The organism is Streptomyces sp. SudanB182_2057 (genome assembly GCF_964272715.1).
Lineage (GTDB): Bacteria > Actinomycetota > Actinomycetes > Streptomycetales > Streptomycetaceae > Streptomyces > Streptomyces rubradiris.
On sequence record NZ_OZ186798.1, the window covers coordinates 2,737,347 to 2,755,310 of the forward strand.

General features: G+C 71.3%; 13 protein-coding genes. 1 reads left to right on the plus strand and 12 read right to left on the minus strand.

What is annotated here, in order from left to right:
• Window positions 1–169: 169 nt before the first annotated feature.
• From ACSURM_RS11560 to ACSURM_RS11585, 6 genes are all read right to left on the minus strand, one after another.
• The gene (locus tag ACSURM_RS11560; protein WP_436954910.1) at window positions 170–1,258 is read right to left on the minus strand and encodes a branched-chain amino acid aminotransferase; all 1,089 of its coding nucleotides are present in this window, start codon (window positions 1,256–1,258) and stop codon (window positions 170–172) included.
• Between the two features lie 241 nt (window positions 1,259–1,499).
• The gene (locus tag ACSURM_RS11565) at window positions 1,500–2,543 is read right to left on the minus strand and encodes a 3-isopropylmalate dehydrogenase (RefSeq protein ID WP_436954911.1); all 1,044 of its coding nucleotides are present in this window, start codon (window positions 2,541–2,543) and stop codon (window positions 1,500–1,502) included.
• 87 nt (window positions 2,544–2,630) lie between these two features.
• On the minus strand, window positions 2,631–2,762 hold the full coding sequence (locus tag ACSURM_RS11570; RefSeq protein ID WP_086025501.1) for a hypothetical protein: 132 nt from the start codon (window positions 2,760–2,762) through the stop codon (window positions 2,631–2,633).
• A gap of 257 nt (window positions 2,763–3,019) precedes the next feature.
• Window positions 3,020–3,559: a GNAT family N-acetyltransferase gene (locus tag ACSURM_RS11575; protein WP_436954912.1), complete on the minus strand. Its 540-nt coding sequence runs from the start codon at window positions 3,557–3,559 to the stop codon at window positions 3,020–3,022.
• 86 nt (window positions 3,560–3,645) lie between these two features.
• Window positions 3,646–5,277, minus strand: a complete 1,632-nt coding sequence (pruA, locus tag ACSURM_RS11580; RefSeq protein ID WP_436954913.1) for an L-glutamate gamma-semialdehyde dehydrogenase — start codon at window positions 5,275–5,277, stop codon at window positions 3,646–3,648.
• Between the two features lie 38 nt (window positions 5,278–5,315).
• On the minus strand, window positions 5,316–6,296 hold the full coding sequence (locus ACSURM_RS11585; RefSeq protein ID WP_436954914.1) for a proline dehydrogenase family protein: 981 nt from the start codon (window positions 6,294–6,296) through the stop codon (window positions 5,316–5,318).
• Between the two features lie 164 nt (window positions 6,297–6,460).
• Between ACSURM_RS11585 and ACSURM_RS11590 the strand changes: the two genes are divergently transcribed.
• Window positions 6,461–7,753 (plus strand): PucR family transcriptional regulator, encoded by a 1,293-nt coding sequence (locus ACSURM_RS11590; RefSeq protein ID WP_436954915.1) that lies wholly within the window; start codon window positions 6,461–6,463, stop codon window positions 7,751–7,753.
• A 118-nt stretch (window positions 7,754–7,871) separates the two neighbouring features.
• On the opposite strand, the gene serA is transcribed toward ACSURM_RS11590, so the two are convergent.
• The 6 genes from serA to ACSURM_RS11620 all read right to left on the minus strand — a co-directional run bounded on the left by serA (window position 7,872) and on the right by ACSURM_RS11620 (window position 17,896).
• Window positions 7,872–9,461, minus strand: coding sequence for a phosphoglycerate dehydrogenase (gene serA / locus ACSURM_RS11595; protein ID WP_436954916.1), 1,590 nt, complete (start codon window positions 9,459–9,461; stop codon window positions 7,872–7,874).
• Window positions 9,462–9,713: 252 nt separating this feature from the next.
• Window positions 9,714–10,712 carry a ketol-acid reductoisomerase gene (ilvC, locus tag ACSURM_RS11600; protein ID WP_030793129.1) on the minus strand — a complete coding sequence of 333 codons (999 nt, stop codon included), beginning with the start codon at window positions 10,710–10,712 and terminating at the stop codon, window positions 9,714–9,716.
• A gap of 116 nt (window positions 10,713–10,828) precedes the next feature.
• Window positions 10,829–11,353, minus strand: coding sequence for an acetolactate synthase small subunit (gene ilvN / locus ACSURM_RS11605; protein ID WP_030793132.1), 525 nt, complete (start codon window positions 11,351–11,353; stop codon window positions 10,829–10,831).
• A 31-nt stretch (window positions 11,354–11,384) separates the two neighbouring features.
• On the minus strand, window positions 11,385–13,235 hold the full coding sequence (locus ACSURM_RS11610; RefSeq protein WP_436954917.1) for an acetolactate synthase large subunit: 1,851 nt from the start codon (window positions 13,233–13,235) through the stop codon (window positions 11,385–11,387).
• 243 nt (window positions 13,236–13,478) lie between these two features.
• On the minus strand, window positions 13,479–16,532 hold the full coding sequence (locus ACSURM_RS11615; RefSeq protein WP_436954918.1) for a putative bifunctional diguanylate cyclase/phosphodiesterase: 3,054 nt from the start codon (window positions 16,530–16,532) through the stop codon (window positions 13,479–13,481).
• Between the two features lie 386 nt (window positions 16,533–16,918).
• Window positions 16,919–17,896: a 2-hydroxyacid dehydrogenase gene (locus ACSURM_RS11620; RefSeq protein ID WP_436954919.1), complete on the minus strand. Its 978-nt coding sequence runs from the start codon at window positions 17,894–17,896 to the stop codon at window positions 16,919–16,921.
• Window positions 17,897–17,964: the final 68 nt, after the last annotated feature.

Here is a 17,964-nt window from a genome sequence, read left to right on the forward strand (position 1 = left end):
GTGGAATCGAAGACCGGCCAGGCGATCCGTGTCGCATTTCATTGAGCGTCGCTCTAATGCTGCGACGGCCGGTCCCGGAGGGTATGCGAAAGGGGCGCCGGGCGACCGCGCGATCCCTACGATCCCGCGGTCGCCCGACGCCCCTTGAGCGGCGCGACGGACCGAGCGCCTAACCGACCCGGTGCATCCATCCGTGCTTGTCCTCCGTGAGGCCCCGCTGGACGGACAGCAGCGCTTCCCGCAGCCGCATGGTCACCGGCCCGGTGGCACCGTCGCCGTGGGACCACTGGTCGGTCTTGGTCTTGACGTGGCCGATGGGCGTGACCACCGCCGCGGTGCCGCATGCGAAGACCTCGGTCAGCGCGCCGGACGCCGCGTCCTCACGCCACTGCTGGAGGGTGACCGTGCCCTCCTCGGCCGTGTAGCCGAGGTCGCGGGCGACCTGGAGGATGGAGTCGCGGGTGATGCCCTCCAGGATGGAGCCGCTGAGCGCGGGGGTGACGATCCGGTCGCCGTAGACGAAGGCGACGTTCATGCTGCCGGACTCCTCGACCTTGGTGCGGGTCACCGCGTCGAGGTAGACGACCTGGTCGCAGCCGTGCGCGGCGGCCTCGGCCTGCGGCAGCAGGGACGCCGCGTAGTTGCCGCCGGTCTTGGCGTCGCCGGTGCCGCCCGGGACCGCGCGGACGTGGTCCTCGGCGACCCAGATGGTGACCGGCTTCACGCCGCCGGAGAAGTAGGCGCCGGACGGGGAGGCGATCAGCATGAACAGGTACTCGTTGGCCGGGTGGACGCCGAGCGCGGCCTCCGTGGCGAACATGAACGGCCGCAGGTAGAGGGATGCCTCGCCGCCGTGCGGCGGGACCCAGTCGGCGTCCTGGGTGAGCAGCGCGTCCAGCGCGGCGATGAACAGCTCCTCGGGCAGCTCGGCCATGGCCATGCGGCGGGCGGAGCTGCGGAACCGGCGGGCGTTGGCCTCGGGACGGAACAGCGCGACCGAGCCGTCCGGCTGGCGGTAGGCCTTCAGCCCCTCGAAGATCTCCTGGCCGTAGTGCAGGACGGCCGTGGAGGGGTCCAGGGAGATCGGGCCGTACGGCACGAGCTGGGCGTCGTGCCAGCCGCGGCCCTCGGTCCACTTGATCGTCACCATGTGGTCGGTGAAGTGGCGGCCGAAGCCGGGGTCGGCCAGGATCGCCTCGCGCTCTGCGGCGGCGAGCGGGCTGGCGGACGGCTTGAGCTCGATCGTGGGCGTCGTCATCAGTGGTTGTCCTTCACCGGTTGTAGTGACGGGCCGCGCTCACGCCTGCACTGCCGGTCGTCGGTGATCGGACGTCCGAGCATTCCCTCATATCGCGGCTCCGCGTTCGATTATCGCGCGCGGCCGACGGCAGACGGAATCGGGGTGAGGCGGCCCAGGGGTCGATGGTGACACCCGGCGGGACATGGCAGAAGCCGCCGGGTGCGATGCGCGACCCGGCGGCTGGGTGTAGCTCGGCGGGTCAGCCGGCTACGCGTACGGCGAGCGCGTCGCCGATCTCGGAGGTGGAGCGGGCCGGCTTCCCGGCGCGCTCGGTCAGGTCGGCGGTCACCGCCGCGTCGATGCGGTCGGCCTCCGCCTCGTAGCCCAGGTGACGCAGCAGCAGGGCGACGGACAGGACGGTGGCGGTGGGGTCGGCCTTGCCCTGGCCGGCGATGTCCGGGGCCGAGCCGTGGACCGGCTCGAACATGGACGGGAACTCGCGGCTGGGGTTGATGTTGCCGGAGGCGGCCACGCCGATGCCGCCGGAGACGGCCGCGGCGAGGTCGGTGATGATGTCGCCGAAGAGGTTGTCGGTGACGATGACGTCGAAGCGGCCGGGGTCGGTGACGAGGTAGATCGTCGCGGCGTCGACGTGGATGTAGTCGGTGGTGACCTCGGGGTACTCCTCGGCCACCTTGGTGAAGATGTTCGTCCACAGGTGCCCGGCGAAGGTCAGCACGTTGTTCTTGTGGACCAGCGTGAGCTTCTTGCGCGGGCGGGCCTGGGCGCGCTCGAAGGCGTCGCGGACGACGCGCTCGACGCCGTAGGCCGTGTTGACGGACACCTCGGTGGCGACCTCGTGCGCGGTGCCCTTGCGGATGGTGCCGCCGTTGCCCGTGTACGGGCCCTCGGTGCCCTCGCGGACCACGACGAAGTCGATCTCCGGCTGGCCGGCCAGCGGGGTGGCGACACCGGGGAGCAGCTTGGACGGGCGCAGGTTGACGTGGTGGTCGAAGGCGAAGCGGAGCTTCAGCAGGAAGCCGCGCTCCAGGACGCCGGACGGCACGGACGGGTCGCCGATCGCGCCGAGCAGGATGGCGTCGTGGCCCTTGAGCTGCTCCAGGTCGGCGTCGGTGAGGGTCTCACCGGTGGCGTGGTAGCGCTGGGCGCCGAAGTCGTACTCCTTGGTCTCCAGCTTCACATCCTGCGGAAGGACGGCGGAGAGGACCTTCAGACCCTCGGCCACGACCTCCTGGCCGATGCCGTCACCGGGGATCACTGCGAGATTGATGCTGCGAGACATGTCGGCACCCTACCCCTCGTCCCAGGTGATGACACGACCTGTCCGCGATGCGGACGGCGGGCGTCGGTCCGCACGCGCCGGCCCGGCTCAGTGCCCGGTCTGGCCGCCGTTGTCCCGGCGGTCGAGGGCGCGCTGGAGGGCGGCGGCGGCGTTCTTGCGGTCGGACTCGCTCGTACGGGACACGTGACGGACTCGGCGGCGGACGGTGGTCTCGGCCATGGCAATCGACTCCTTCGGCATGCGTGGAGCACGGCATTGGGGAATGCGAGACGCCGGAAGGGGCGGGGAGCGCTTGGCCGCAGGGATTGCCTGCGCGGGCCGGCTCACGACCGCCATTCGCTGGATGGAGCGAGACGTTCGGCTTCTCTCACGTTAAGGGAGCGGCCCGCGCCTGTCTGCACAATTACTCGGACTTCCTACTATCTGAGACGAAGAAGCCGCTGAGCTGGGCTTTCATCCAGCCGCGCGACGCGCCGTCAGACGACGTCGCCGTCCCGCCAGTCGAAGACGAGTTCGCCGGACGGCTCGAGCGGAACGGCGGGGCCGGGCCACACGTACACCCCGCCCTCCTCGTCCGGCAGCCGGACGATGCCCTCCGGGGAGAGGGCGTGCACCGGTCCGGGCCAGCACTGCCAGCCCCGGGCGGCGTACAGCAGGGCACCCTCGTCGCTCGCCGACAGCGCGCCGAGGTCGTAGGCCCGGTCGATCATCCGCTCCAGCTCGGCCATCACCCGCCCGCCGAGCCCGGTGCGCCGCACGTCGGCCCGTACGGCCACGCCCTCGACGTACCCGGTGCGCAGCCACCGCCCCCCGTGCCGCACCCGGCGCATCACGAGGGCCCCGTGCGCGGCGAGCCCCGCGCCGTCCTCGATCAGCGCGTGCGTCCCGCCCAGCCAGTGGTCCTCGTCGTCGTCGGAGCAGTCCCCGTCGAAGGCGTGGTCCAACAGCGCGCGTATCTCCCTGAGTTCGCCGGGTCCGAGGTCGGCGGTGTGGACGAGCCGGGGCCGAGGAGTCATGACGGCAGTATGCCCCGCCGGACATGGCGACGGCCCGGGAGGCCCGCTGCGAGAGCGGGCGTCCCGGGCCGGGATCGCGGGGGCGGTCAGCCCATGTGCGGGTACCCGTAGTCGGTCGGCGGGACCAGGGTCTCCTTGATGGCGCGGGTCAGGGTCCAGCGCAGGAGGTTCTGGGGGGCGCCGGCCTTGTCGTTGGTGCCGGAGGCGCGGCCGCCGCCGAAGGGCTGCTGGCCGACGACGGCGCCGGTCGACTTGTCGTTGATGTAGAAGTTGCCCGCGGCGAAGCGGAGCTTCTCCATCGTGTACGCCGCCGCCGCGCGGTCGTTGGCGATGACCGAGCCGGTGAGGGCGTAGTCCGACACCGACTCCATCTGGGTCAGCATCTCGTCGTACTGGTCGTCCTCGTAGACGTACACCGCGAGGATCGGGCCGAAGTACTCGGTGGTGAAGACCTCGTTCTCCGGGTCGGTGCACTCGATGACGGTCGGGCGGACGAAGTAGCCCACCGAGTCGTCGTAGGAGCCGCCCGCGACGATGGTGCACGCGGGGTCGGCCTTGGCACGGTCGATGGCGGCCTTGTTCTTGGCGAACGCGCGGTCGTCGATGACGGCGCCCATGAAGTTCGACAGGTCGGTGACGTCACCCATGGTCAGGTAGTCGACCTCGGCCGCGAACTCCTCCTTGAAGCCCGAGTTCCAGATGGAGGCCGGGATGTAGGCGCGGGAGGTGGCGCTGCACTTCTGGCCCTGGTACTCGAAGGCACCGCGGGTCAGGGCGGTCTTCAGCACCGCGCGGTCGGCCGAGGGGTGGGCGACCAGGAAGTCCTTGCCGCCGGTCTCGCCGACCAGACGCGGGTAGGAGCGGTACTTCTCGATGTTGTTGCCGACCGTCTTCCACAGGTACTGGAAGGTCTTGGTCGAGCCGGTGAAGTGGATACCCGCGAGGTCCCGGTGCTCCAGGGCGACCTCGGAGACCGCGATGCCGTCGCCGGTGACGAGGTTGATGACGCCCTTGGGCAGGCCCGCCTCCTCCAGCAGCCGCATGAGCAGCACGGCGGCGTGGGTCTGCGTCGGGGACGGTTTCCAGACCACCACGTTGCCCATCAGGGCGGGGGCGGTGGGCAGGTTGGCCGCGATCGCCGAGAAGTTGAACGGCGTGATCGCGTAGACGAAGCCCTCCAGCGGGCGGTGGTCCAGACGGTTCCACACGCCCGGGGAGTTCGCCGGGGGCTGCTCGGCGATGATCTGGCGGGCGTAGTGGACGTTGAAGCGCCAGAAGTCCACCAGCTCACAGGGCGAGTCGATCTCGGCCTGCTGGGCGGTCTTGGACTGGCCCAGCATGGTGGACGCGGCGATCGTCTCGCGCCACGGGCCGGCCAGCAGCTCGGCGGCGCGCAGGATGATCGCGGCGCGGTCGTCGAAGGACATCGCGCGCCAGGCGGGGGCGGCGGCCAGGGCCGCGTCGATGGCGTCGCGGGCGTCCTGCTGGGTGGCGTGCCGGCCGGTGCCGATGACGGCCTTGTGGTTGTGCGGCTGGACCACCTGGAACGGCTCGCCGCCGCCCAGCCGCTTCTCGCCGCCGATGGTCATCGGCAGCTCGATCGGGTTCTCGGCCAGCTCCTTGAGCTTGGCCTCCAGGCGGAGGCGCTCGGGCGAGCCGGGGGCGTAGCCGTGCACCGGCTCGTTGACGGGGGTGGGGACCTGGGTCACAGCGTCCATGAGATCCGTAACTCCTTGTACGTGAGCGGGTGGTGGGCTCAGCCCTTGCTGACCATGGAACGGAGGAAGAACCGGAGGTTCGCCGGCTTCTCCGCGAGACGGCGCATGAAGTAGCCGTACCAGTCGGTGCCGTAGGCCGTGTAGACGCGCATGCGGTGACCCTCGGCGGCCAGCCGCAGGTGCTCCTCGCTCCGGATGCCGTACAGCATCTGGAACTCGTACTCGTCGAGCTTACGGCCGGCCTTGTGGGCCAGCTCCTGGGCGATGGCGATCAGGCGCGGGTCGTGGGACCCGATCATCGGGTAGCCCTCGCCCTCCATCAGGATCCGCAGGATCCGCACGTAGGCCTTGTCGATCTCGTGCTTCTGCTGGTAGGCGACCTCGGCGGGCTCCTTGTAGGCGCCCTTGACCAGGCGGACCCGGCTGCCGGACTCGGCGAGGCGGCGGGCGTCGGCCTCGGTGCGGAACAGGTAGGCCTGGATGACGCAGCCGGTCTGCGGGAAGTCCTTCCGCAGCTCCTCGTGGATGGCGAACATCGAGTCGAGGGTGGTGTGGTCCTCGGCGTCCAGGGTGACCGTCGTCCCGATGGCGGCGGCGGCCTCGACGACCGGGCGGACGTTGGCGAGGGCCAGCTCGTGGCCGCCGTGGAATGTAGGGGCGGGCCCGGAGGGCCCTTCCTTCAGGGTGGTGGTGGGCGACGGGAGGGCTTGGCCGAACATGGAGAGCTTGACCGACATCTCGACCTTCTCGCCCAGTTCCAGGCCCTTGAGGTGGTCGATCAGCGCCAGGTAGGCGTCCCGGGCGGCGGTGGCCTGCTCCGGGGTGGTGATGTCCTCGCCGACGACGTCCATCGTCAGCTCCAGCCCCTTGGCCGTCAGATCCTCGACGATCGGGACGATGTCGGCGACGGTCTCGCCGGGTATGAAGCGGTCGACGACCTGCTTGGTCACCGGGGCCGCCGAGATCAGGCGTCGCATCCGGTCGCTGCGCGACGCGGCGAGAATCACGGGACCCAGCACGGGGCACCTCCACAGACAAGCACCAAAGAGGCCGACACCCGACGATTCGGGTACGGCACGGAGAACCACCGTGAAACCTAAGGATCTCTCCGATCCTGGGCCATCGACAGCTGTCACGCATCCGTGCCCGAGATCTCAGACAGATGTATGAAGGCGGCCGGGGAATGGGGGAGAATGCCCGGGTGGCGGCGGATTTCAAGGCGTTCAAGGCGGACTACCAGGAGCTGGTGGACGAGATCTCCGAGTTGCTGGGCGTGCCCGCGACCCTGGAGAACCGCGACTTCGAGCTGATCGCCTTCGGGGCCTACGACAGCGAGGACGAGCTGGATCCCTCCGCGCTGGACCCGGTGCGCACCCGCTCGATCCTGACCCGGCGCTCCACGGCGACCGTCCGGGCCTGGTTCGAGGGGTTCGGCATCACCCGGGCGACCGCGCCGGTGCGCATCCCGCCGAGCCCTCAGGCCGGTGTCTACCGGGGCCGGATCTGCCTGCCCGTCCGCCACCGGAACGTCGTCCTCGGCTACGTCTGGCTGCTGGACGGCGACCCGGGGCCGACCGACGCCCAGCTGACCGCCGCCATGCGGGTGGCGGACCGGATCGGCGCGCTGCTCGCCGACGAGGCGGAGGCCGGGGCGGGGCTGAGCCGGGAGCTGCGGGCGGTGCTCACCGCGGACCGGGGCTGGCAGCGGGACATGGCGGTGGCCGAGCTGCGCACCGCGCTCGGCCCCCGCGCCGACGGCCCGCACACGCTGGTCTGTGTCGCGCCCTGGCCGTCGGCCGACCCGGACGACGTCCCCGCGCCGCGCACGGTCCCGCACGCCACGGCCCTGTGCACCCTGCCCTGGGGAGCGGCCGGCCTGAGCCTCGCGGTCCTGGTGCGGCTGCGCACCCCGGACACGACAGCCCCCGCGGTGGCCGCCGCCACCCGGCTGCTGAAGGAGGCCGAGGAGTCCCGGGGCGCGCGGGCGCGCGGCGCCGGGGCGCGCACGGCGGCGGCCGTGGCGGCGCGGCCCGGCGGGGCGGCCGGGCTCGCCGCCCGGGCCACCGGTCACGCCGCCGGCATCGGGGAGCCCGGCGCGGGCCTCGCGGACCTGGGCACGATGTGGCAGCAGGCGTTCGACGCGGCGCGCGCCGCGCTGGCCGAACCACGGCTAGGGCCGGTCGCCCAGTGGGCGCGGATCGGGGCGTACCGGCTGCTGACCGCGCTGCCGCCGGAGACCGCGCACGACAGGGTGGTCGGCGCGCTCCTCTCCCCCGCCCACGCGGAACTCGCCCGCACGGCGGAGATCTACCTGGACTGCGCGGGCCAGGCCGGGCGCACGGCGTCCGAGCTGGGCATCCACCGCCAGACCCTGTACTACCGCCTCTCCCGCGTCGAACAGCTCACCGGCCTGGACCTGGACGACGGCGAGGACCGCCTCCTGTTGCACATGGCACTGAAGCGGGCCCGGCTGTGAGCGTGGCCCGGCCGGGTGCGGTCCCGGCGGGGGGCGGCGGGGCGGGGCGACCGAGCGGATACGGAAAACGCCGGGCGGGCCGAGGGGTTCTCGGTCCGTCCGGCGTTTTATGTGGTGGTCAGACGAGGTTGACCGAGCGGGCCGACGCGGCCCCGATCTCCGCGGAGAGTTCGGCCAGTACGGTGGAGCCCACCGTGTCGTCGACGGTCAGTACGGCCAGCGCCTCGCCGCCCACCGCCGCGCGGGCCACCTGCATACCGGCGATGTTGATGCCCGCCTCGCCGAGGATGCGGCCGACGGTGCCGACGACACCCGGGCGGTCCTCGTAGCGCAGCACCAGCATGTGGTCGGCGAGCGCGAGGTCGACGTCGTACTCGCCGACCGCGACGATCTTCTGGACGTGCTTCGGGCCGGCCAGCGTGCCGGAGACCGAGATCTCCTCGCCGGTGCCCAGCGTGCCGCGCACGGTCACCACGTTGCGGTGGTCGGACGACTCCGAGCTGGTGGTCAGGCGCACCTCGACCCCGCGCTCCTGGGCGAACAGCGGCGCGTTGACGTAGGACACGGTCTCGTCCACGACGTCCTCGAAGACGCCCTTGAGCGCCGACAGCTCCAGCACCTTCACGTCGTGCTGGGTGATCTCGCCGTAGACCTCGACGTCGAGGCGGACCGCGACCTCACCGGCCAGCGCGGTGAAGATCCGGCCCAGGTGCTCGGCCAGCGGCAGGCCCGGCTTGACGTCCTCGGCGATGACGCCGCCCTGGACGTTGACCGCGTCCGGCACCAGCTCGCCGGCGAGCGCGAGGCGGACGGACTTGGCGACGGCGATGCCGGCCTTCTCCTGCGCCTCGTCGGTCGACGCGCCCAGGTGCGGGGTGCAGACGACCTGGTCCAGCTCAAACAGCGGGGAGTCGGTGCACGGCTCCTTCGCGTACACGTCCAGGCCCGCGCCGGCGACCCGGCCCTCCTTCAGCGCCGCGTACAGCGCCGCCTCGTCCACGATGCCGCCGCGCGCGGCGTTGACGATGCGCACGCTCGGCTTGACCTTGCGCAGCGCCTCGTCGCCGATCAGGCCGAGGGTCTCGGGGGTCTTGGGCAGGTGGACGGTGATGAAGTCGGAGACCTCCAGCAGCTCGTCCAGGGACAGCACCTTGACGCCCATCTGTGCGGCCCGCGCGGGCTGCACATAGGGGTCGTAGGCGACGACCTTCATGCCGAACGCGGACATGCGCTGCGCGACGAGGGCACCGATGCGGCCCAGGCCCACGACGCCCAGCGTCTTCTCGGCCAGCTCCACGCCCGTGTACTTGCTGCGCTTCCACTCGCCGTTCTTCAGCGCGGCGTTGGCCTGCGGGATGTTGCGGGCGGTGGAGAGGAGGAGACCGCAGGCCAGCTCGGCGGCGGTCACGATGTTGGAGGTGGGGGCGTTGACGACCATCACGCCGGCCTTGGTGGCGGCGGAGACGTCGACGTTGTCCAGGCCGACGCCGGCTCGTGCGACGACCTTGAGCTTCTTCGCGGCGGCGATGGCCTCGGCGTCGACCTTGGTGGCCGAGCGGATCAGGATCGCGTCCACCTCGGCGATGGCCGGCAGCAGCTCGGAGCGGTCCGCTCCGTTGCAGTGCCGGATCTCGAAGTCCGGACCGAGTGCGTCGACGGTGGCGGGCGACAGCTCTTCAGCGATGAGTACGACGGGTTTCGAGCTCACGTGAGTCCTCACATGTGCGATGCGGACGGCCGTCCCGACGGCCGCAGGCGGTGGAGGGGGGCTAGCCGCGGAAGACGCACGACGCTGTGGGCCTGACGCGTGTTGTGCAGAAGTGTAGTGGCGCGGCGCGTTCTGTATTACGCCTGAGCGGAAGGATCACCCGGATGAGAGGCTCCACTTTGTACGGAGCCCGCGCGGGAAGCCGCGTGGCGGTGCCCCCCGGCCGGGGAACACCGCCACGCGGAGCGGAGGTCAGGCCTCCTCGTCGACCCACGACATCAGCTTGCGCAGCTGCTTGCCGGTGGTCTCCAGCAGGTGCTCGGAGTCCTGCTTCTTGTACTCGTCGTACTTCTTCAGGCCGCCGTGGTACTCGTCCATCCAGTTCTGGGCGAAGGTGCCGTCCTGGATCTCGGCGAGGACCTTCTTCATCTCCGCCTTGGTGGCGTCGGTGATGATGCGCGGGCCGGTGACGTAGTCGCCCCACTCGGCCGTCTCGGAGACGGACCAGCGCATCTTCTCCAGGCCGCCCTCGTACATGAGGTCGACGATCAGCTTCAGCTCGTGCAGGCATTCGAAGTAGGCGATCTCCGGCTGGTAGCCGGCCTCGACCAGGGTCTCGAAGCCCGCCTTGACCAGCGCCGAGGTGCCACCGCACAGCACGGCCTGCTCGCCGAAGAGGTCGGTCTCGGTCTCCTCGGTGAAGGTGGTCTTGATGACGCCGGCGCGGGTGCCGCCGATGCCCTTGGCGTAGGACAGGGCGAGCGCGAAGGCGTTGCCCGAGGCGTCCTGCTCCACGGCCGCGATGCACGGAACGCCGCGGCCCTCCTCGTACTGACGGCGGACCAGGTGGCCCGGGCCCTTCGGGGCGACCATGCAGACGTCCACGCCGGCCGGGGGCTTGATGAAGCCGAAGCGGATGTTGAAGCCGTGGCCGAAGAACAGCGCGTCGCCGTCCTTGAGGTTGTCCTTGATGGACTCCTCGTAGACCTGGGCCTGGATCGGGTCCGGGACCAGGATCATGATGACGTCGGCCTCGGCGGCGGCCTCGGCAGGGGTCACCACGCGCAGGCCCTGCTCCTCGGCCTTGGCCTTGGACTTCGAGCCCTCGTGCAGACCGACACGCACGTCGACACCGGAGTCGCGCAGCGACAGCGCGTGGGCGTGGCCCTGGCTGCCGTAGCCGATGACCGCGACCTTGCGGCCCTGGATGATGGACAGGTCGGCGTCAGCGTCGTAGAACAGCTCGGCCACTTTGGGTTCTCCTTGTGTGCAGGTGGTGCGTCCCACCGTATGACGGCGGGCGGGAAGGAAGTTCGGGGGTCTCGGGATACGGGCGGCCGTTGATCGCCGGCCGCCCGCGACGGGTCTTATGCCGTCCGGTCGAGGGCGCGCAGTGAGCGGTCCGTGATCGAACGGGCGCCGCGGCCGATCGCGATCGTGCCGGACTGGACCAGCTCCTTGATGCCGTACGGCTCCAGCATCTTGAGCATGGCGGACAGCTTGTCGCTGGAACCGGTGGCCTCGATGGTCACGGCCTCCGGGGAGACGTCCACGGTCTTGGCGCGGAACAGCTGGACGATCTCCACGATCTGGGAGCGGGTCTCGTTGTCGGCGCGGACCTTCACCAGGACGAGTTCGCGCTGCACGGCCTGACCCGGCTCCAGCTCGACGATCTTCAGCACGTTGACGAGCTTGTTGAGCTGCTTGGTCACCTGCTCCAGCGGCAGGTCCTCGACGTTCACCACGATGGTGATGCGGGAGATGTCGGGGTGCTCGGTGACGCCGACCGCGAGGGAGTCGATGTTGAAGCCGCGCCGGGAGAACAGGGCGGCGATCCGGGCGAGGATGCCCGGCGTGTTCTCCACCAGGACGGAGAGCGTGTGCTTGGACATGGGTGTTCTGCTCTTCCTTGCCTGTTGACGGTCAGTCGTCTTCGTTGTCGCCGAAGTCGGGGCGGACGTCCCGGGCGGCCATGATCTCGTCGTTGGAGGTGCCGGCGGCGACCATCGGCCAGACCATGGCGTCCTCGTGGACGATGAAGTCGACCACCACCGGGCGGTCGTTGATGGAGTTGGCCTCCTCGATGACCTTGTCCAGGTCCTCGGGGCGCTCGCAGCGCAGGGCCACGCAGCCCATCGCCTCGGACAGCTTCACGAAGTCCGGCACCCGGGTGCCGCGGGCGTCCGGGTTGACGTCGTCCGGGCCGCTGTGCAGCACGGTGTTGGAGTAGCGCTGGTTGTAGAAGAGGGTCTGCCACTGGCGGACCATCCCGAGGGCGCCGTTGTTGATGATGGCGACCTTGATCGGGATGTTGTTCAGGGCGCAGGTGGTCAGCTCCTGATTGGTCATCTGGAAGCAGCCGTCGCCGTCGATCGCCCACACCGTCCGCTCCGGGCGGCCGGCCTTGGCGCCCATGGCGGCGGGGACCGCGTAGCCCATCGTCCCGGCGCCGCCGGAGTTCAGCCAGGTGGCGGGCTGGTCGTACTGGATGAAGTGCGCGGACCACATCTGGTGCTGGCCGACGCCCGCGGCGAAGATCGTGCCCTCGGGGGCCAGCCTGCCGATGCGCTCGATGACCTGCTGCGGGGAGAGCGAGCCGTCCTCGGGCAGGTCGTAGCCGAGCGGGTAGGTCTCGCGCCACCGGTTCAGGTCGCTCCACCAGGCGGTGTAGTCGCCCGTGTGGCCCTCGCTGTGCTCCTTCTGCACGGCCTGGACCAGGTCGGCGATGACCTCGCGGGCGTCGCCGACGATCGGCACGTCCGCCGCCCGGTTCTTGCCGATCTCGGCCGGGTCGATGTCCGCGTGGACGATCTTGGCGTAGGGCGCGAAGCTGTCCAGCTTGCCGGTGACGCGGTCGTCGAAGCGGGCGCCGAGGGCCACGATCAGGTCGGCCTTCTGCAGCGCGGTGACCGCGGCGACGCTGCCGTGCATGCCGGGCATGCCGACGTGCAGCGGGTGGCTGTCGGGGAACGCGCCGAGCGCCATCAGCGTGGTGGTGACCGGGGCGCCGGTCAGCTCGGCGAGGACCTTCAGCTCGGCCGTGGCCTGTGCCTTGAGGACGCCGCCGCCGACGTAGAGGACGGGGCGCTTCGCGGCGGTGATGAGCTTGGCCGCCTCGCGGATCTGCTTGGCGTGCGGCTTGGTCACCGGGCGGTAGCCGGGCAGGTCCATCACCGGCGGCCAGGAGAAGGTGGTCTTCTTCTGGAGGATGTCCTTGGGGATGTCGACCAGGACCGGTCCGGGGCGGCCGGTGGAGGCGATGTGGAACGCCTCCGCGATCACCCGCGGGATGTCCTCGCCCTTGGTGACCAGGAAGCTGTGCTTGGTGATCGGCATGGTGATGCCGACGATGTCCGCCTCCTGGAAGGCGTCCGTGCCGATCGCGGAGGACACCACCTGCCCGGTGATCGCGACCAGCGGGACGGAGTCCATGTTGGCGTCGGCGATCGGGGTGACCAGGTTGGTGGCACCGGGTCCCGAGGTGGCCATGCAGACGCCGACCTTGCCGGTGGCCTGCGCGTAGCCGGTGGCGGCGTGGCCGGCGCCCTGCTCGTGCCGGACCAGGACGTGCCGCACCCGGGTGGAGTCCATCAGCGGGTCGTACGCCGGGAGGATCGTGCCGCCGGGAATGCCGAATACCGTGTCCGCGCCGACCTCCTCGAGGGAGCGGATGAGGGACTGCGCACCCGTGACGTGCTCGACGGGGGCGGACTGCTGTCCTCCGGAACGGGGCCGCGGCTGCGGATGGTGGGCCCCGGTGGCCTGCTCGGTCATCGGCATTCTCTTCTCGATGCTGAGGGTTTTTGCGAGGTTCGGGCGGATCTGGGGCGCTGCACGAAAGGCGCTCGTGCAACAAAAAACCCCTCGTGCCACAAGGCAAGCGAGGGGAGCGCGCCGGTGAGGTCGCTGGGGATTCCGGATCGTCCTCCGGTGGGTCCCAGCTCAGCCGACGCGCTGTCCAAGTACGAGAATTCGGGTGCGCATGGAACTGACCCTCCCCCCGGCACGCACCACGTGTCAAGTGGGTGGGACGGGAGTCTCAGAATGTGAGCGAAGGGCACTGCCGCCTCCGAAGACAGCGGGAACACCCCCTGTGTACACCCCGTTGGGCTCCCTCGCACTGCCCGCGAACGCGGGTTCGACCGAGGCGTGCGGCACCGGGTAGTGACCGGAACCGAGCGCCCGGCGCAGCCGGTACTCGTCCAGCGGACCGGCGAACGCCATGCCCTGGCCGTGGGCGCAGCCCATGGCGCGCAGCGCGATCGCCTGCTCGGGCAGGTCGACGCCCTCGGCCACCGTCTGCAGGCCCAAGTCACCGGCGATCCGCAGCAGACCACTGGTGATCTTGTGCAGCCGCGTGGACTCCACCACGCCCTCGACCAGACCGCGGTCGAGCTTGAGGATGTCCACGGGCAGCCGCCGCAGCGCCGTGATGGCCGCGTAGCCGCTGCCGAAGCCGTCCAGGGCGATCCGCACCCCGAGCCGGCTGAGCGCGGTCAGCCGCCGTTCCAGCTCGTCCAGCGAGACGCGGGGGTCGGTGTCGGACAGCTCCACGACCAGCGCCCCGGGCGGCAGCCCGTGCCGGTTCAGCAGCGCCTCCACCGAGCCCAGCGGGGACGAGCGGTCCAGCAGCCGCCGGGCGCTCATCCGGACCGTGACCGGTACGGCGACCCCGGCGGCGGCCCGCTCGGCCGCCTGCTGGACGGCCTGCTGGAGGATCCAGCGGTCCAGCTCGGCGGTCTTGTCGGCGTCGTCGGCCACCCGCAGGAACTCCGCCGGGGTGAACAGCACCCCCTGGGAGGAGCGCCAGCGGGCCTGCGCGGAGACGGTCGTGATCCGGCCGCTCTCCAGGCACACCACCGGCTGGTGCAGCAGCGTGAACTCGCCGTCGTGCAGCGCGGCGCGCAGGCGCGTGGCCAGCTCCGCCTTGCGGACGACGTCCTGCTGCATCTGCGGCTTGTACAGCTCGACCCGGCCCTTTCCGGCCGACTTCGCGCGGTACATCGCCAGGTCGGCGTTTCTCAGCAGCTCGCCCGCGCCCAGGCCGGGTTCGGCGAAGGCGACGCCGATGGAGGCGGCGACCCGGACGTCGTTGCCGTCGATGGCGTACGGCTGGGAGAGGGTCACCCGCAGCCGGTCGGCCAGTTCCAGGATGTTGCGCTCCCGGGCGGCCCGGTCCCGGGTGCCGTCGCCGACGATCAGGGCCGCGAACTCGTCACCGCCGAGCCGGGAGGCGGTGTCGCCCTGCCGGACCGCCTCCTGGAGTCTGCGGGCGGCCTGGATGAGCAGCTCGTCGCCGGCCTGGTGCCCGATCGTGTCGTTGACCGCCTTGAACCCGTCGAGGTCGATGAAGAGCACCGCCGTACCGCGCAGCGCGGCGCCCCGGTCGGTGGCCCGGCGGCCGGCCAGGGCCTGCTGCACCCGCCGGGTGAACAGCGCGCGGTTGGGCAGGTCGGTCAGCGGGTCGTGCTCGGCGTTGTGCTGCAACTGCGCCTGGAGGCGGACCCGCTCGGTGACGTCCCGGCTGTTGAAGATCAGCCCGCCGTGGTGGCGGTTGACGGTCGACTCGACGTTGAGCCAGCCCCCGTCGCCGGAGCGGAACCGGCACTCGATGCGCGTGGTGGGCTCCTCCACCGGGCTCGCGGCCAGGAAGCGGCGCACCTCGTGCACCACGCAGCCCAGGTCCTCCGGGTGGATGAGGGCGGCCAGCTCGGTGCCCACCAGTTCCTCGGCGGGCCGGCCGTACACCCCGGCGGCGGCCGGGGAGACGTAGCGCAGGACGCCGTTGGGCGCGGCGATCATGATGACGTCGCTGGAGCCCTGCACCAGGGAGCGGAAGTGGTTCTCCTTCTGCGCCAGTTCCTGGGTGAGGGTGATGTTGTCCAGCAGCATGATGCCCTGCCGGATGACGAGCGCCAGCACCACGGCGCCCGCCGTGATCAGCACGACGTGGTCGGGCCTGCGGCCGTTGAGGACGTTGTACAGGATCCCCAGGGTGCACACGGCCGCGGCGAGATACGGGGTGAGCGCGGCGAGGGAGCCGGTGAGCGGCCGGCCGGCCGGGTACCGGAGGTGGTCGCCGCCCGGCGCGGGCAGCGGGGGCGCGGGGTGGTGCCCCGTGCTCCACTGGCCCGTGCTCCACTGGCCGGTGCCGCGCTGGCCCGGCACGTGTTCGTGGACCACGCGCGTGTGCCCGTCGGGCGCGTGCGCCTCCGGCCCGCCCTGGCGCCGGGGCGCGGCCCAGGGCGCGTAGGCGAGCAGCAGGGAACCGGCGAACCAGCCGGCGTCCAGCAGCCGCCCGGAGCGGTAACTGCTGTGCAGCAGCGGCGAGGTGAACAGCGCGTCGCACAGTACGGTCAGCGCGAGCGCGCCGATCGCGGTGTTCACCGCCGTGCGGTTGCCCGGGGCGCGCCGGAAGTGCAGCGCCAGCACCATGCTGACCAGGGCGATGTCGAGCAGCGGGTACGCCAGCGACAGCGCGGCGTGCGCCACGCTCGACCCGTCGATGCGGGCCGCCTGGGCGAGCGCGAGGCTCCACGAGAGGGTGAGCAGCGAGCCGCCGATCAGCCAGGCGTCCAGCCCCAGGCAGATCCAGCCCGCTCTGCTCGCCGGCCGCTTGGCGAGGACCAGCAGGCCCACGATGGCGGGCGGCGCGAAGCACAGGAAGAACAGGTCGGCGTAGCTGGGGCTGGGCACCGGCGCGCTCAGCGCGACCTCGTACCACCCCCAGACCGCGTTGCCCAGCGAGCTCATCGTCGCCGAGAGGGCGAACAGCAGCCAGGCGGACCGGAAGCGCACCCGCGGGCCGCGGGCGTACAGGAAGCAGGAGACGGCGGCCGCGGCCGCCGCCGCGCTCAGCCCGAAGTCGCCCATCACGTCCGCGACCCGGTCCGAGCCCCAGCCGAAGGCGGACCCTCCGGCGTAGGCCGCGCAGACCAGGGCGAGGACGAGCTGCTCCACCAGGCGCCGGTTCTCGCCGGCCACCGGCCGGCGCGACGGCGGCGCCTCGTGCGGGTGCGGTGCGCGCACCGCACTGCCCATAGGGGTCGTCACCGAGGTCGGGGCGCTCACCGGGGCCTCCCGGTGCGTGCCGTTCCCCGGTCCTGACGGTCCCGCTGCACCGGATACGCCGGCCGGCGACGGCCGCTGTACCTGCGCTGGTGGTGGTTGTGGTGGCTGGTGTGATGGCCGCGTCCGCCCGCGGCCGTGCGCCAGGGTCGCCGTCGGCGGCTCCGCCGCGTCGGATCGTTCGTCCATAGGCCGTGCATCGCCCGTCGCCCCCCTCACAGATCAGAAATGTCCATCCCCGGCGCCGAAACGTCAGCGGCGCTGCCCCTGCCCGGGACGATACACCAGGATCGTCACTCAGGGACATAGCGTCTCTACGCTCCGTGACGACCAGGGCGTATACCGGTACGGGGCGCGTCCGAAAGATTGCGGAGGGTGCCGGAAGGCGCCTAGCGCCCGGTTGCTCCCGCCGTTTCGGGTCCGGTCGTAAGGATCACGTTCCGCAGGGGTTCGCGGTTCACGAACCGGGTCAACTGGTCGGCGATCAGCCGCTTGGCGCGCGGCAGGAAGGCCGAGGAGGGCCCGCCGACATGCGGGCTGATCAGCACGCCCGGCGCCTGCCACAGGGGGTGGCCGGGGGGCAGCGGCTCGGGGTCCGTCACGTCCAGGGCCGCCGTGATCCGGCCTCTTTCCAGTTCGGCCAGGAGCGCCTTGGTGTCCACGACGGCTCCGCGCGCGACGTTGACGAGCAGCGCGCCGTCTTTCATCCGGGCGAGGAAGTCCGCGTCCACGAGTCCCCGGGTGTCCTCCGTAAGAGGGGTGCACAGGATCACGACGTCCGCGTGCGGAAGCAGGGAGGGCACATCGGTGATCGGATGCACGGGACCGCGCGCTACCGTGCGACCGGAGCGTGCGACCCGTGCGACCCGCGCGACCTCGAAGGGCACGAGCCGGTCCTCGATGGCGGCGCCGATGGACCCGTAGCCGACGATCAGCACGCTCTTGTCGGCGAGGGCGGGGTGGAATCCGCCGGCCCAGCGCTCCTGCCGCTGGGCGCGGACGAATTCCGGGATGCCGCGCAGCGCGGCGAGGGTCAAGGTGAGCGCCAGCTCGGCCGTGCTGGTCTCGTGCACGCCCCGCGCGTTGCACAGGCGTACGCCCGGCGGGATGTCCGAAAGCCGTGCGGTGATGTCGTCGACGCCGGCGGTGAGCGTCTGCACGACCCGGACGTTCGTCAGGTGCGGCAGCGGGCCCACCCGGACCGACAGCCGCTTCATGTACGGCACCACGTAGACCGCGCACCGCGCCGGGTCGCCGGGAAACGGCTGGTCGCCGTCCGCGCCACCGTCCCAGAACAGGTAACGGGGCCCGGCGGGCAGCCCCTCGATCTCCTCGGGCGGAATGGGAAGCCAGACCTCAGCACTCATGCCAGGAGGCTATGTCAGGGCCGCGCGGGCGCAGAGGTTAGGTTGGTGGCCGGGCAGAGGGAGGTTCA

Bases quoted from the DNA above. Each gene is read 5' to 3' on its own strand.
- ACSURM_RS11560 (WP_436954910.1), bottom strand. From the start codon at position 1,258: ATGACGACGCCCACGATCGAGCTCAAGCCGTCCGCCAGCCCGCTCGCC.
- ACSURM_RS11565 (WP_436954911.1), bottom strand. From the start codon at position 2,543: ATGTCTCGCAGCATCAATCTCGCAGTGATCCCCGGTGACGGCATCGGC.
- ACSURM_RS11570 (WP_086025501.1), bottom strand. From the start codon at position 2,762: ATGGCCGAGACCACCGTCCGCCGCCGAGTCCGTCACGTGTCCCGTACG.
- ACSURM_RS11575 (WP_436954912.1), bottom strand. From the start codon at position 3,559: ATGACTCCTCGGCCCCGGCTCGTCCACACCGCCGACCTCGGACCCGGC.
- pruA (WP_436954913.1), bottom strand. From the start codon at position 5,277: ATGGACGCTGTGACCCAGGTCCCCACCCCCGTCAACGAGCCGGTGCAC.
- ACSURM_RS11590 (WP_436954915.1), top strand. From the start codon at position 6,461: ATGGGGGAGAATGCCCGGGTGGCGGCGGATTTCAAGGCGTTCAAGGCG.
- ilvN (WP_030793132.1), bottom strand. From the start codon at position 11,353: ATGTCCAAGCACACGCTCTCCGTCCTGGTGGAGAACACGCCGGGCATC.
- ACSURM_RS11610 (WP_436954917.1), bottom strand. From the start codon at position 13,235: ATGACCGAGCAGGCCACCGGGGCCCACCATCCGCAGCCGCGGCCCCGT.
- ACSURM_RS11620 (WP_436954919.1), bottom strand. From the start codon at position 17,896: ATGAGTGCTGAGGTCTGGCTTCCCATTCCGCCCGAGGAGATCGAGGGG.